Annotated in this window: 13 protein-coding genes; 3 read left to right on the forward strand and 10 right to left on the reverse strand. The window is 76.4% G+C overall.

Annotated elements, in window-relative coordinates; all coding sequences use genetic code 11:
* Position 1: 1 nt before the first annotated feature.
* On the forward strand, positions 2-1,462 hold the full coding sequence (locus tag DQ240_RS12165; protein WP_113839873.1) for a hypothetical protein: 1,461 nt from the start codon (positions 2-4) through the stop codon (positions 1,460-1,462).
* A 3-nt stretch (positions 1,463-1,465) separates the two neighbouring features.
* Here DQ240_RS12165 and DQ240_RS12170 read toward each other — a convergent pair whose 3' ends face one another.
* Positions 1,466-1,705 (reverse strand): DUF664 domain-containing protein, encoded by a 240-nt coding sequence (locus DQ240_RS12170; RefSeq protein WP_233498667.1) that lies wholly within the window; start codon positions 1,703-1,705, stop codon positions 1,466-1,468.
* Positions 1,706-1,745: 40 nt separating this feature from the next.
* Positions 1,746-2,306 carry a TetR/AcrR family transcriptional regulator gene (locus tag DQ240_RS12175; protein WP_113839874.1) on the reverse strand — a complete coding sequence of 187 codons (561 nt, stop codon included), beginning with the start codon at positions 2,304-2,306 and terminating at the stop codon, positions 1,746-1,748.
* A 75-nt stretch (positions 2,307-2,381) separates the two neighbouring features.
* Between DQ240_RS12175 and DQ240_RS12180 the strand changes: the two genes are divergently transcribed.
* Together DQ240_RS12180 and DQ240_RS12185 are read left to right on the forward strand one after the other, a co-directional pair.
* Positions 2,382-3,923 carry an AMP-binding protein gene (locus DQ240_RS12180; protein ID WP_113839875.1) on the forward strand — a complete coding sequence of 514 codons (1,542 nt, stop codon included), beginning with the start codon at positions 2,382-2,384 and terminating at the stop codon, positions 3,921-3,923.
* The gene (locus DQ240_RS12185; protein ID WP_113839953.1) at positions 3,920-4,702 is read left to right on the forward strand and encodes a crotonase/enoyl-CoA hydratase family protein; all 783 of its coding nucleotides are present in this window, start codon (positions 3,920-3,922) and stop codon (positions 4,700-4,702) included. The genes DQ240_RS12180 and DQ240_RS12185 overlap by 4 nt, the downstream gene beginning before the upstream one ends.
* Before the next feature lie 2 nt (positions 4,703-4,704).
* Here DQ240_RS12185 and DQ240_RS12190 read toward each other — a convergent pair whose 3' ends face one another.
* The 8 genes from DQ240_RS12190 to DQ240_RS12225 form a co-directional block, all read right to left on the reverse strand.
* Positions 4,705-6,207 (reverse strand): NAD(P)/FAD-dependent oxidoreductase, encoded by a 1,503-nt coding sequence (locus tag DQ240_RS12190; RefSeq protein ID WP_113839876.1) that lies wholly within the window; start codon positions 6,205-6,207, stop codon positions 4,705-4,707.
* 23 nt (positions 6,208-6,230) lie between these two features.
* The gene (locus DQ240_RS12195) at positions 6,231-7,880 is read right to left on the reverse strand and encodes a SpoIIE family protein phosphatase (protein ID WP_113839877.1); all 1,650 of its coding nucleotides are present in this window, start codon (positions 7,878-7,880) and stop codon (positions 6,231-6,233) included.
* A 92-nt stretch (positions 7,881-7,972) separates the two neighbouring features.
* The gene (locus DQ240_RS12200; protein ID WP_199589266.1) at positions 7,973-9,088 is read right to left on the reverse strand and encodes a spore photoproduct lyase family protein; all 1,116 of its coding nucleotides are present in this window, start codon (positions 9,086-9,088) and stop codon (positions 7,973-7,975) included.
* A gap of 81 nt (positions 9,089-9,169) precedes the next feature.
* Complete coding sequence (locus tag DQ240_RS12205) at positions 9,170-9,913, reverse strand: ANTAR domain-containing protein (RefSeq protein WP_113839878.1); 744 nt, start codon at positions 9,911-9,913, stop codon at positions 9,170-9,172.
* Positions 9,914-9,958: 45 nt separating this feature from the next.
* Positions 9,959-11,056 carry a hypothetical protein gene (locus DQ240_RS12210; protein WP_233498668.1) on the reverse strand — a complete coding sequence of 366 codons (1,098 nt, stop codon included), beginning with the start codon at positions 11,054-11,056 and terminating at the stop codon, positions 9,959-9,961.
* Positions 11,053-12,258, reverse strand: coding sequence for a PP2C family protein-serine/threonine phosphatase (locus DQ240_RS12215; protein ID WP_233498669.1), 1,206 nt, complete (start codon positions 12,256-12,258; stop codon positions 11,053-11,055). Before DQ240_RS12215 ends, DQ240_RS12210 begins: the two co-directional genes overlap by 4 nt.
* A gap of 46 nt (positions 12,259-12,304) precedes the next feature.
* Positions 12,305-13,090, reverse strand: a complete 786-nt coding sequence (locus tag DQ240_RS12220; protein WP_113839880.1) for an ABC transporter ATP-binding protein — start codon at positions 13,088-13,090, stop codon at positions 12,305-12,307.
* Complete coding sequence (locus DQ240_RS12225) at positions 13,087-14,178, reverse strand: iron ABC transporter permease (RefSeq protein WP_233498670.1); 1,092 nt, start codon at positions 14,176-14,178, stop codon at positions 13,087-13,089. Before DQ240_RS12225 ends, DQ240_RS12220 begins: the two co-directional genes overlap by 4 nt.
* Between the last annotated feature and the right edge of the window lie 11 nt (positions 14,179-14,189).

Raw genomic sequence — 14,189 nt, forward strand, 5'->3', positions numbered from 1 at the left:
CATGGCCGACGACAGTGGCGTCGTCTTCCCGGCGGGTCCCGACGGCCGGCGGAGCACCGCCGCGGTCGGCCGAGCGGTCGTGGCCGACGCCCTGCGTCCGGTCGACCCGACCGGAGCGCGCGCCGCCGAGCAGGAGACGAACTGGCGGGCCGGCTACCTGGTCCACTTCCGCCGGCTGGTCGAGGCCGGACTGGGGGAACCGGAGGCGGCCCGCAGGATCGCGGACGCCGGGCTGACCTCGCTGCACGACCGCATGCGCGTCGCGGTCGACGGGGACGAGCGGCCGCTGGCCACCCTCGGCACGGCCCCGGCTGGACGGAGCCTGCGCACGGTCGAGGTGCCGGGCGGCGCCGAACCCGAGCGCGAGCTCTCCCTGCCGTACCGCGGCTCGCGGCTGCGCGGGGACGACCTGGCCCGCCGGCTCGACGCCTGGGTCGTGTGCGGGGCGATGGAACCGTCGGCCGCCGACGCCGTGCGCACCGTCGCCGCCCACCCCGAGTGGCTGGCGCTGCCCGACCGGACCGTGGTCGTGCTGGGTGCCGGTGCCGAGATGGGGCCGCTGACGGCGCTGCTGCGCTGGGGTGCCCGGGTGGCCGGCGTCGACCTGCCCCGCGAGCCGCTGTGGCGCCGCGTCCTGGAGACCGCCGGCCGCAGCGCGGGCACGCTGCTGGTGCCGTCCGGCGAGGAGGACGGCGACCTCGCGGGGTCCGCCGGCGTCGACCTGGTCGGCGAGGTCCCCGCGGTCGCCGAGTGGGTGGCCTCGCTGCCCGGCGGCCTCGTGCTGGGCAACTACGTCTACGCCGACGGGGCGGACAACGTGCGGGTGTCCACCGCCGTCGACGCGCTCACCCTCCGGCTGCAGCGCGAGCACCCCGACCTGGCGCTGGGCTTCCTCGCCACGCCCACCGACGTCTTCGCCGTACCGCGCGAGGCGGTCGAGCACTCCGTCGGCGCCTACGCCGGCCGGTCCACCCCCGCCAAGCTGCTCGTCCGTCCGCTGCGCACCGTGTCCGCGGGCCGGCTGCTGCAGCGCGGCTACCTGCCCGGTGCCGACCCCGGCGTCAACGACAGCCTCGTGCCGCAGCAGGGCCCGAACTACGCGCTGGCGAAGCGGCTGCAGCGCTGGCGGGCCACCACGGCCCGGGCCGCCGGGACGACGGTGTCGATGAACGTCGCGCCGCCGACCCGCACCCGGTCGGTGGTCAAGAACCGGGCGCTCGCGGCCGCCTACGCCGGAGCCCACCGCTTCGGCGTCGAGGTCTTCGAGCCGGCGACCTCCAACGTGCTGATGGCGGCGCTGCTCGTGCACGACCTGCACACCGGCGGCGGGCCGCGGCACGACCAGCCGTGGCAGGACGAGGCGCACGCCGCGGTGCACGGCGGGCTGTGGCGGACGGCCTACGCGCCGCGCAGCGCTCTCGGGCTCGCCGCGGTGCTCGGCCTGGGCGCCGCGCGCGGCTGACGCCTACTCGCCGGTCACGCCGTCGATCGCCTCGCGCAGGAGGTCGGCGCGGCCGTCGTGCCGCGCGGTCTCCTCGACCGGGTGCAGCAGCACGGCCAGCGTCAGCGACGACGGCGGATGCGTGCGTGCCAGCTGCTCGCGGTTCAGCCCCTCGGCCTTCATCAGCGGCGTCTCGCGCTGGTAGGCCAGAACGCCGTCAGCTGGGCGGGTCTCGGAGGCGTTCTCCGGCGGATCGGTGCGCACGGGGCCACCCTCCCACCCGACGTGGCCGGTCCCCGACCGCTCAGCCCTGCCCGGGTGCCCGGTCCGTCCATCGCCGGAGCACCTGCCGGTCCAGCCCGCGGTCCTCCCGCAGGACGCTGGTCAGGGCGAGCCCGCGGTACAGCGCGAGCAGCCCCTCGACGTCGACCCGGTCACGCTCGGGCCGGGGCGCGAGCTCCTCGAGCAGCTCGCGGACCGCCGCGCCGATCCGGCGCTCACCGGGCAGCAGGGCGGCGCGGAGGACGGGCTCGGTGCGCGCGGCCTGCCACAGCTCCAGCCCGGCGAGGAACAGCGGTCCCGACATGACGCCGGTCAGCAGCTCCACCTCGTCGACCGGCCGACCCGTCGCCGCCTCGGCGCGCAGCCGGTTGACCTGCTCGTCGGCCACGTGGGACACGGCCGCGACGAGCAGCGCCTCCTTGGTCGCGAAGTGGTGCAGCAACGCGCCGCGCGAGACGCCCGCGCGCTCCTGCACCCGCTGCGTCGTCGTCCCGGCGTAGCCGTGCTCGACCAGGCAGTCGATGGTGGCGGCCAGCAACCGGGCGCGGGTGTCGGCGCGGCGCTCGGCCTGGGTGCGTGCCACGCGGGCACGGTAGCCGTCGACATACCGTCTGGACTGACTGTATGTTGCCGACCGACCCGTAGGAGGTGGTCAGCGGTGCTGACGACGGAGTTGGTGCGGCGGGGCGCGCGACGGCACGCCGAGCGGACCGCGGTGTACAGCGGCGACGAGTCCCTGACCTTCGGGGAGGTGGACCGGACGGCCAACCGGATGGCCCACGTGCTCACCGGCCTGGGCGCCGGCCCGGGTTCCCGGGTGGGGTTGCTGGTCGACAACGGCCTGTGGTCGATCCCGATCGACTTCGCCTGCCTGAAGGCAGCGGTCGCCCGGGTGCCGCTCAACGCGCGGCTCTCCGCCGCCGAGCAGGCCCGCATGCTGACGTCGACCGGGGTGCGCGTGCTGGTCTTCGGTGCGGCCCTGGCCGAGCGTGCTGCGGAGCTGGGCGAGCTGGTCGACGGACTCCGGCTGATCTCGCTCGGGCCCACGACGGACGTGGACGCGGTCGACCTGCTGGCCGAGATGGGCCAGGCCAGCAGCAGCGATCCGATGCTGCCGTGCGCACCGGAGGACCCGGTCCTGGTGCTGTACACCTCGGGCACCACGGGTGCCCTCAAGGCCGTCGTCCACACGCAGGCCAGTTACGCCGCCATCTGCGCGAACGTCCTCGGCAACCTGGTCTCGCCGGGACGGGACTCGGTGATGCTGCACGCGGCCTCGCTGATCCACGCCAGCGGCACCTTCGTGCTGCCGTACTGGATCCGTGGCGGGGCGGCGGCCGTGTTGCCCGGCTTCGATCCGGGCAGCTACCTCGACAGCCTCGCCCGCCACCGCGCGACGGAGATCAACCTCGTGCCGACCATGCTGGGGATGCTGCTGACCTCCGGCGCTGCAGAGCGGGCGGACGTCTCCAGCCTGCGCACGGCCGTGTACGGGGCCAGTCCCATGCCCGGCCCCGTGCTGGCCGAGACCCTGGAGCTGTGGGGCCCGCGGCTGGTGCAGTACTACGGGCAGACCGAGGCGCCGCTGGCCATCACGGTGCTGGACGCGCAGGACCACACCGACCCGTCGCTGGCCGGCAGCTGCGGGCAGCCGTCGGTGGACGCCGAGGTGCAGGTGACCGACGAGGACGGCCGGTCGCTCCCGGCCGGGGAGATCGGCGAGCTGCGCGTGCGGGCCCCGTTCGCGATGGCCGGCTACGCCGACGCCCCGGAGCTCACCGCCGAGACGGTCACCGGGGACGGCTGGGTGCGCACCCGCGACCTCGCCCGCTTCGACGACCGCGGCTATCTCAGCCTGGTCGACCGCACGAGCGACATGATCATCACCGGCGGCTACAACGTGTACCCGCGGGAGGTGGAGGAGGCCCTCGCGGCCCACCCCGCGGTCGCCGGCGCCGCCGTCGTCGGGGCGCCGGACGAGACCTGGGTGGAGGCGGTCACGGCCTTCGTCACCCTCCGGCCGGGGATGCAGGTCACCGAGCGCGAGCTCCAGGACGCCGTCCGCTCGGTCCTCGCCGGCTACAAGGTGCCCAAGGCCGTGCACGTGGTCGACTCGCTCCCGCTCTCCCCGGTCGGCAAGGTCCTCCGGCGGGCGCTGCGCGAGCCGCTGTGGGCCGACGGCGGACCGGTGCGGCGGTGAGCGCCCCGAGCGGGGCAGAGGCCGTCACCGTCGAGCGCGACGGCCCGGTCACGACCGTCCGGCTGTCCCGTCCGCACGCCCGCAACGCCGTCGACGGGCCGACGGCGGCGGCGCTGGCCGACGCCTTCCGTGCCTTCGACGCCGACCCCGACGCGGCGGTGGCCGTGCTGCACGGTGAGGGGGGCACCTTCTGCGCCGGCGCCGACCTGCGTGCGGTCGGCACGCCCACCGGCAACCGCACCGAGCCCGACGGAGACGGCCCGATGGGCCCCACCCGGATGCGGCTGTCCAAGCCGGTCGTCGCCGCGATCGCCGGGCACGCGGTGGCCGGCGGCCTGGAGCTGGCCCTGTGGTGCGACCTGCGGGTGGCCGACGAGACGGCGGTCTTCGGCGTCTACTGCCGGCGGTGGGGGGTGCCGCTGATCGACGGCGGCACCGTGCGGCTGCCCCGGCTGATCGGGACCGGCCGGGCGATGGACCTGGTGCTCACCGGCCGGTCGGTCGACGCGGCCGAGGCGCTGCAGATCGGCCTGGCGACCTCGGTGGTGCCCGCCGGGCAGGCCCTGACCACCGCGCAGGAGCTCGGCCGGCGCCTGGCCGCGTTCCCGCAGACCTGCCTGCGCGGGGACCGCGCCTCGCTGCTCGAGCAGGAGGGCCTCGACGAGGAGGCCGCCCTGGCCAACGAGTTCCGCCACGGGCTCACCTCGCTGGCCGTCGACGCCCTGCCCGGGGCGGCCCGCTTCGCCGGCGGCGAGGGCCGGCACGGCGCCGGCGTCTGAGGTCAGGCCGGACCGACGAGGCCGGCCACGATCTCGGCCGACAGCGTCACCAGCGGCAGCCCGCCGCCGGGGTGCGCGGAGCCGCCGACGAGGAAGAGCCCGGGCACCGGCCCCCGGTTGCCCGGCCGCAGGAAGGCCGCCCGCGCACCGTTGCTCGACGTCCCGTAGATCGAGCCGCCGACGCTGCGGGTCTCCCGCTCCAGGTCCGCGGGCGTCCGCACGACTCGCCACCGGACCCGGTCGCGGACGTCGAGCCCCCGCCGGGCGAGCACCTCGAGCACCCGGTCGGCGTAGCGGTCGGCCAGCCCGGGCTCGTCCCAGTCGACCCCGCCCGCCGGGTCGTGCCGCGGCGCGTTGACCAGCACGAACCACGACTCGCTGTCGGCGTCGGGGCGGGTGGCCGGGTCGTCGGGAGCGCTGACGTAGACCGTCGGGTCCTCGACCGGCCGCGGGGCACCGCGGTGCCGGCCGACGCCGAAAACCGCGTCGAACTCGGCGTCGTAGTCGTCGGGGAACAGCACGGTGTGGTGCGCCAGGTCCGGCGTCCGCCCGCGGAGCGCCAGCAGCAGCACGAAGCCCGACAGGGACGGCGTGCTGCGTCGGAGGTCGCGGCGCACCCGCCGGGTGGCGCCCAGCGGCGGCAGCAGGTCGCGGTAGAGCGCAGTCGCGTCGGCCCCGGAGACGACGACGTCGGCGCGCGCCACCTCGCCGTCGGCCAGCACCACGCCGGCCGCCCTCCCACCCTCGACCAGCACCCTGTCGACCGCCGTCCCGGTGCGGATGCGCGCACCCCGCTCGACGGCGCGGTCGGCGACGGCCTGCGCCAGCCGGTGCAGCCCGCCGCGCACGTACCAGGACCCGAAGGCCTGCTCGACGTGCGGAACGGTGGCCAGCACGGCCGGCGCCCGCCGCGGGTCGGAACCGGAGTAGGTGGCGTACCGGTCGAGCAGCATGCGCAGCGCGGGGTGCGGCAGGGAGGCCCGTCCCAGGCCGCGCAGGGTGCGCCACGGCGCGACCGTCGCGACGTCCCGGCCGCTGCGGGCCAGCCGGGCGAGGGTGGCGGCGCCGGCCAGCGGCGACCGGAGGAAGGGCTGCTCGGTCACCCGCCACATCTCGGCCGCCCGCGCCATCAGCGCGGTCCACTGGGTGCCGGCGCCGCCGCCCAGCCCGGCGTCGAGGGCGGCCGGTATCGCGTCGGGGTACCCCGGCAGGGCCAGGGAGGTCCCGCCGGGGAACCGGTACGCCACCGCCGGGTCGAGCCGGACGAGGTCCACGGACTCCTCGAGCGCCCCGCCGGTCGCCGCGAACAGGTCCCGGTAGACCTGGGGGAGGGTCACGAGGCTGGGGCCGGTGTCGAAGCCGTGGCCGTCGCGGGCGTACCAGCCCAGCTTCCCGCCGACGGTGTCGGACTGCTCCAGCACCGTGACGTCGTGGCCGAGGGCGGCGAGCCGGGCCGCGGCCGCCAGCCCGCCGAGGCCGGCGCCGACCACCACCGCCCGAGCCATGCCGCCACGGTAGGCGGTGCGGGTCAGGCGGGGACGGTGATCGCCAGGACGGCGAGGTCGTCGGCCTCGAACCGCGATCCGCGGACCCGCTCGGCGACCGCGCCGGCGATCGTCTCGGCGATGCACTCGGCGGCGTCGGGACCCGGGCGGGTGAGCAGCCGCGCCAGGCCGTCCTCGCCGAGCTGCTCGCCGTCGGCGTCGCGGGCCTCGGTCACCCCGTCGGTGTAGAGCACGAGGGAGGCGCCGGGGCCCAGCTCCAGGGACAGCGACTCGAACCGGGCGTCGTCGCCCACCCCGAGCGGACGGCCCACGACGCCGACCTCCGCCCACGCCGCGCCGGAGCGCAGCAGCGGCCGGGGGTGGCCGGCCACGGCGAGCCGTGCCCGCGCGCCGCCGGGACCCGGTTCGAGCACGAGGCAGACGGCGGTGACGAAGCGGAGCGGGCCGCCGGCCTGCTCGTGCACCAGGGCGGCGTGGACGGCGGCGAGCACCTCGGCCGGGTCGCCGGAGCCGGCGGCGGCCGCCCGGGCGGTGTGCCGGGTCAGGGCGGTGACCGCCGCCGCCTCGGCGCCGGTGCCGCAGACGTCGGCGATCAGCACCATCCAGCGTCCGTCGGGCAGCGGGACGACGTCGTAGGTGTCGCCACCGACGAGAGCCGGGCCGCCGGGCCGGTAGCGGGCGGCCAGGTCGAGACCGGGGACCGAGGGGAGCGTGGAGGGCAGCAGGCTCCGCTGGAGGGTGTCGGCCAGCTCGCGCATCTCCGACTCGGCACGCAGCCGGCCCAGGAACTGGCCGATCTGCCGCCCGGCGTTGCCCAGCACGTCGAGCAGCTCCGGCGGGGCGGGCCGGGACTGCCGGGTGAACAGCTCGCAGACGCCGAGCAGGGTGTCCCCGCGCAGGACCGGGAACGCGACGCCGGTGCGGAACCCCGCGGCCCGGGCGGCCGCGGCGCCGTGGGCCGGCGGCGCCGTCTGCAGGTCCTCGACCGCGAGCGGGGCCTGGCGGCGCCACGTGAGGCCGGGCAGCCCCTGACCGCGGACGAACGTCATCCCCTGTTTGGCCTGGTGCAGGGCGGCGACGTCCACCCCGGGGACCGCCCAGATGCCGCCGTAGACGAGCTGCTGACCGGTCGGGTCCGGCGCCCAGAAGGTCGCGCAGTCCCAGTCGAGCTCGGCGCAGAGGCTCGGGAGGAGCCGCTCGAACGCCGCGTCCGCGTCCGGCGCCTCGGTGAGCGCCGCGGTCACCCGCAGCGTCGCCGCCAGGTACCGGCTCACCTGCAGCTGGCGCTCCAGCAGGATGGTGGTGCTGGCGTCGCGGAGCACGGCGACGATGGCGTCGCCGAGCCCGGGGAGGTCGACCCGGCCGAGGGTCACGTCGATCGCGACCTCGTGACCGTCGGCGTGCAACGCCGGCAGCTGCGTCGTGTTGCCGACCAGCTCGCCCTTCCCCGTGGTCAGGAAGCGGGTGATGTGCGCGCCGTGCCCGGCCCGGAACCGCTCGGGCATGATCGCCGTCAGCGGCAACCCGACGACGTCGGCCGCCGCGTGCCCGAGCAGCGTGGTCACCGCGGAGTTCACGTAGACGATCCGGCCACGGGCGTCCGCGGCCACGACGGTGTCCGGCAACGACGCCAGCAGCGAGGCGGCGGAGTCGCCGTCCAGTCGCTCGGGCATGGTGGCTCCCCCCGGACGGCCCCGTGCTGTCGTCCCAGGGTCGCACACGGGCGGTAGGACCTCGCTCACCGCGAGTCCACGGGCCGGCCGCGTCAGAACGCGTACCGGACGCGCAGCCACGGGGCGTGGTGCGCGATGAGCTCCAGCAGCCGCTCGACGCCGGCGCGCTTGACGTCGTTGCGGTAGCGCACGTTCCACTGCCCGTTCTGGCTGCGCTTGGGCTGCTGCAGGTCCGGCCGCCAGAGCAGGTCCTCGGCCTTGGGGTGCCAGCCCAGGTTGACCTCGTGCAGGTCCCGGTTGTGGGTCAGCATGATCACCTCGGCGGCCGCCTGGGCCTTGGCCGCGGGGCCGAGCTCGTCGTCCAGCTGCCGCAGCAGCTGCGCCCAGTCGGCCTCCCAGCCCTCCCGGAGGACGACCGGCGAGAGGTTGAGGTGCACCTCGTAGCCGGCCTCGACGAAGTCGTCGACGGCGGCGATCCGGTCCGCGATGCGGCTGGTGCGCACGTCGATGACGCGGGAGTCGGCGTCGGGCATGAGGGAGAACCGCACGCGGGTCCGGCCCCGGGGGTCGAGGTCGAGCAGCTCCCGGTTCACGTACTTGGTGGCGAACGAGGCCTTGGCCGTCGGCAGCTCGCGGAACGTGGCGACGAGGTCGGCGACGTTGTCGCTGACCAGCGCGTCGACCGAGCAGTCGCTGTTCTCGCCGATGTCGTAGACCCACGACTCGGGGTCGCACTGGTCGGGCTCGGTCTTGACCCCCTGCCGGGCGACGTGCCGGCGCAGGTAGCCGGTGATCTGCTCGATGTTGGTGAAGACGGTGATCGGGTTGGCGAAGCCCTTGCGCCGCGGGACGTAGCAGTAGGCGCAGGCCATGGCGCAGCCGTTGGCGGTCGAGGGCGCGATCCAGTTCGACGAGCGGCTGTTGGCCCGCGCGGACAGGGACTTCTTGACGCCGAGCACGAGGGTCTCGGTCTTCACCCGCACCCAGCGGTCGACGTTGCCCTGGTTGCCGTGCAGCTCGGGGATCTGCCAGTGCGAGGGGACCTCGACCACCTGCGCGGCGGGGAACCGGGCCAGGACGTCGCGGCCGCGGGCGGAGTCCAACGCGGCCGGCTCGGCGTAGATCTCGCGGACGTCGAGCAGCCGGATGGGGGAGGACGGACGGGCGGTCTCGGTCGGGACGGGGGACGACGGGGCGGCGGTCTCCACACCCGGTACAGCCGCTGGTGCGAGTGGGCTGTTCCTACGCCGACCTGCGCCGATCCCCACACGGACGGCGGGAATGGACGGTCACCGGCCGGTTCCCTCCGGCAGGTCGAGAGCGGCGGCCTCGAGCCGGCCCGACAGCAGGTCGGCGGCGACGTCGTCGACCGGGCGGCCGGCGGCGTACGCGGCGGCCCGGAGCAGGTCCAGCGCCCCGCGGGTGTCGGTGCCGTGCGCCACGCTGAGCTGTCCGAGCGCCTCCCAGACGACGGCGCGGCGACGGGCGGCGGGCGTGCGCAGCCACTCCGGTCCGCTCGGCGCGTCCCAGTCCGACCAGACCGCGGCCTCGCTCAGCGTGGACGTGACGAGCGCGCCGACGGCCATGGCCTCGAACACCGGCAGCCGGGGCACCGCGTCCTCGTCGGTGAAGTAGAGGTCGATGGCGATGTTGCCGGCCAGCGAGAGCGGCAGGGGCAGCGCGACGACGCCGCTGTAGGGCGTGCGGCTCATCAGCAGCTCGGCGAACGGCAGCCACCGGCGGCGCAGGTCGTCGCTCATCGCGAAGACCGGTTCGCCGCCGCGGTGCGTGGCCAGGCACGGCCCGGTGCCCACGGTGAACTGCAGCCGCTCGGCGGTGGCGGCGTCCTCCGAGCTGGCACCCAGCGGGAGCCGGCGGCCGGCGCCGTCCTCGACGCTCAGCCCGGCGCCGTCCACCGGGAGCGTGCGCGCGCAGGCCCGCATCAGCCGCACCGGGAGCAGCTCCGGCCCGGTGAGCCCCGGCTCCTCGGCCTGCGCCAGCGCCGTCGTGAAGCGCTCCGCGATGGTCCCCATCCACGCGGGATGCCCCCGTGGGCCCCGGGTCAACCGGCTGGCGGGTCAGCCGGTCGTGCCCGACCGGGTGGTGTAGGCCGCCTCGCGGACGGCGTCGTCGGACTCCAGGCCGGCCCCCAGCGCCCCGCCGACCGTGGCCAGCGAGCAGGTGAGCCAGGCGAGCTCCAGGTAGTCCGAGAGGTGCGCGGCGTGCCCGAGGCCCTCGCTGAAGAGGGGCTCGACCACCAGCAGCAGTCCGCCGGCGATCGCGAGGAGGAAGAGGACGGCGTACAGCGACAGCACCCCGATGACCACCGTGGCGGCGGTGGCCACGTTGAACAGCACCACCTGTTTGCGCACCCGCCGCCCGCGGGGGCGCTCCCACAGCTCCGCGCCCACGATCAGCGTGACGACGACGGCGACGACCGAGCCCAGCGCGACGACGGTGAGCCGGACCCAGCCGAAGGAGTCGGCCAGCCGCCAGACGTCGCTGGTGATCAACGCGAAGACCCCGGCCGCCACCGCGGCGGTGAGGGCCCGCGACAGCCGGATGGCCAGCCGCCAGGGCTGGTTGGCCCGCACCATGCCGACCAGCAGCCGGACGTTGCCGGTGAGGACCCGCGCGGTGAACCGGACGCCCTCGGTGTCCTCGGCGCCGTCGGTGGCGAGCTGGCGCAGCCGCCGGCCCAGCACGGCGCGGTCGTCGGCGTCGATCTCCTCGTCGTCGGTGCCGAGCAGGGTGCGCACCAGCCCGACGGCGGTCTGCAGCGCCCGCCGGTGCCGGCCGACCGCGCCGAGAGCGGGGAGGGAGATGAGCGCGACCGAGTGCAGCGGGCTCGCGGTACCGACCACCGGGCGCCGGGAGACCTCGAGCGGCACGTCGGTCAGAGCGAGGGCGAGGTCCCAGTCCTCGGCCAGCAGGCGGGCGCGGGTGGCGGCGACGATCTCGTCGTCGTCGGCGGGCGGCTGCACGAGGCCGTCCTCGACGGCACGGACGTCCCAGCGCACCTCCGGGTGCTGCGCGGTCAGCTCGGCGGCCAGCTCCGGCGCCAGCCGGGCGGCCAGCTCGGCGGCGGCGCCGGGCGCGGCGACGAGCCCGACGACGACGTCGGGCAGCGCGGAACGACCGGACGCCCGGCCGGCGTCCTCCTCCAGGGCACTCACAGGCGCAGAGCGTCCTCGGAGCCGGTCCGCCACTCGACCATGACGATGCTGGCGTCGTCCTGCAGCTGGCCCTCCTGGTGCTGCATCACGCTGCCCATCAGCCGGCGCATGGTCTCCGGCGGGGTCTCGCCGGCGCCCTCCGCGCGCACGATGAGGTCGGCCAGCCGCTCCTCGCCGAAGAACTCGCCGGACGGCGACCGCGCCTCGACCACGCCGTCGGTGTAGAGCACGACCCGGTCGCCGGGCCGCAGCTGCGTCGAGCAGAGCTCCGGCGGGACGGCCTGGAGCCCCAGCGGCCGGGCCGGCCGGCAGGACGGCGGGTGGATCAGGGCGCCGTCGCGCACGATCAGCGGCTCCGGGTGGCCGCAGTTGACCCACTCCAGCACGCCGCTGCGCTTGTCGAGGCGGGCGAGGGCCGCGGTGGCGAACCGGCTCTCGGGGAACTGGCCGGCGATCACCGCGTCCATGGCGGCGGCGATCTCGACCAGCGGCCGACCGCTGCGCCGGCCGTGCCGGTAGGCCCCGACGGCGGCCGTCGAGAGGAGCGCCGCGGGCAGGCCGTGGCCGACGGCGTCGAGCACCATCAGGTCGACCCAGGGGTCGTTGGCGGCGTAGTCGAACGTGTCCCCGCCGATGTCGTACGCCGGCTCGAGGGCGCCGGTGATGACCACGCGGTCGCTGGCGTACGTGAGCGGCGGCAGCAGGTCCCACTGGATCTCGGCGGCCAGCCCCAGGGGCTTGCGCCGGCGCAGTCGGGCGAAGTGGTCGCTGTAGGCGTCGCGGGTGACCGTGATCTCGGCCAGCAGCGACGCGAAGGTGAGCGCCTCCTCCGTGAAGCGCTCGTCGGGCTCGTCGTCGGTGACCAGCTCGACGACGCCGATCCGCTCCGCGCCGTCCAGCATGGGCAGCCAGAGCCGCGCGGGACCGTCGCCGGGGGAGCGGACCGGCTCCACGCGGCGGAAGGCCCGGCCGGCCGTCGACCCGTCGATGGTGACCTCGTGCCGCTCGGGGACGCCCTCGCCGGCCAGCGGGACCAGCGCGTGCTGGGCGTAGTCGGCGAGGTAGATCACCGCCTCGCGGGCGCCGAGCAGGGCCGCGTGCTCGGCGGCGACGGTGGCCAGGCGGGAGGCCGGCAGGTGGTGCGACGCCCGGACGAGCGACCGCAGCGGGTCCTCACCCGAGACGGACGTCGAGAGGCTCACGACGGAGCAGCGTCGCATCCCCGGCGCGCAGCCGCGCGGGCGGGGATCACCCGGGGCCGCGCAGTGGCAGGACGGCCGGGCCGTCCGGTCCGGCGACGACCCGGGCGCGGGCGCCGTAGTGCGCTTCCAGGGCGGCGGCGGTGACGACGTCGGCGGGGAGCCCCTCGGCGACGACGCGGCCGGCCGACAGCAGCGCCAGCCGGTCGGCGTACTGCCCGGCGAGGGTGAGGTCGTGCAGGGTGCTGAGCACCGTGATCCCGTCCTGCCGGCGCAGCGTGTCGACCAGGTCGAGCACCTGCTGTGCGTGCCCCAGGTCGAGGGCCGCGGTCGGTTCGTCGAGCAGGAGCACCCGCGGCTGCTGGGCCAGCGCGCGGGCGAGCACCGCCCGCTGCTGCTCCCCGCCGGAGAGGGTCGTCAGCAGCCGGCCGGCCAGCCCGTCGAGCTCCAGCCGGCCCATCACCTCGGCCACCACCCGGTGGTCCAGGGCGCGCGGGGCGGCCAGCAGGGCGCGGTGCGGGGTCCGGCCCAGGGCGACGTAGTCGCGGGTGGTCAGCCCCTCGGGCAGCACGGGCTGCTGCGGGGCGTAGGCCACCTGCCGGGCGCGGGCGCGCACCCCGGCGGCGTCCAGCGGCGTGCCGTCGAGGCGGACCTGCCCGTCGTGCGGATGGGCACCGAGCACCGAGCGCAGCAGGGTGGACTTCCCCGAGCCGTTCGGGCCGATGACCGCCAGCCAGCCGCCGGGCTCGACGGTGAGGCGGACGTCGTGCAGCACGGGGGTGCGCCCGTGCGCGGCCCCGAGCCCGACGACCTCCAGCCGCGCGCCGCCGGTCACCGCCGCCGCCCGCGTGCCCAGAGGAGCCCGGCGAAGAACGGGGCGCCGATGAAGGCGGTCACCACGCCCAGCGGCAGCTCGGCGGGGGAGAGGACCACGCGCGCGACCAGGTCGGCGAGCACGAGGAAAGCACCGCCGCCGAGCAGGCAGGCCGGCAGCAGGCGGACGTGCGAGCCACCGACGAGGCGGCGGGCCATGTGCGGGACGACGAGGCCGACGAAGCCGACGAGGCCGCTCACGGCGACCGCCGAGGCGGTGGCCAGCGAGGCCGCGACGATCACCAGGAGCCGGACCCGGGTCGGGTGCACGCCCAGCGAGCGCGCCTCGTCGTCGCCGACGGCGAGCACGTCGAGCGGGCGGGCGCACAGCAGCAGGACGGCCGAGGCCAGCCCCAGGTAGGGCAGGACCAGCAGGATGTCCGACCACTGGGCGCCGCCGAGCTGACCGAGCAGCCAGCCGTACACCTGCTGCAGGTCCTCGGCGTTCTGCTGCTGCACCAGCGTCTGCGCCGCGGCGAGGAACGCGGCCACGGCGACGCCGGCGAGCAGGAGCGTCGCGTTGTTCGACCCGCCCGCGGCGGTGCCGAGCAGCAGGGCGGCCCCGACGCCGGTCAGCGCGCCGGCGAACGCCGCCAGGGGGATGACGCCGATCCCCGCCACGGTCACCCCGGGCGCGTAGGCGATGACCAGCGTCGCGCCCAGCCCGGCCCCGGCGGCGGCACCCAGCAGGTAGGGATCGGCCAGCGGGTTGCGGAACACGCCCTGGTAGCTGCCGCCGGCGACGGCCAGCGCCGCGCCGACCAGCGCGGCCAGCACCACCCGGGGCAGGCGGAGCTGCAGCAGCACCGCCGCCTCGGTCCCGGTGAGCCCGCCGGGGACGTCGACGCCGAGGGGCGACAGCGCCCGGTCCAGCAGGGTGGCGACGACGGCGACGGGCGGGAGCGGCAGCGCGCCGACCCAGATCCCGGCGAGTGCGGCGAGGAGCAGGGCCGCCGCGCCAGCGCAGACGACCAGCAGGGCGCCCGGACGCCGGGCGGACGCGGCGCCGGCCGCCTGCCCGTCCCGGGTGCCGCTGCTCGTCGCTGTCACGCCGGCGCCGA

Origin of the sequence: Blastococcus sp. TF02A-26 (genome assembly GCF_003319125.1) — a bacterium.
GTDB lineage: Bacteria > Actinomycetota > Actinomycetes > Mycobacteriales > Geodermatophilaceae > Trujillonella.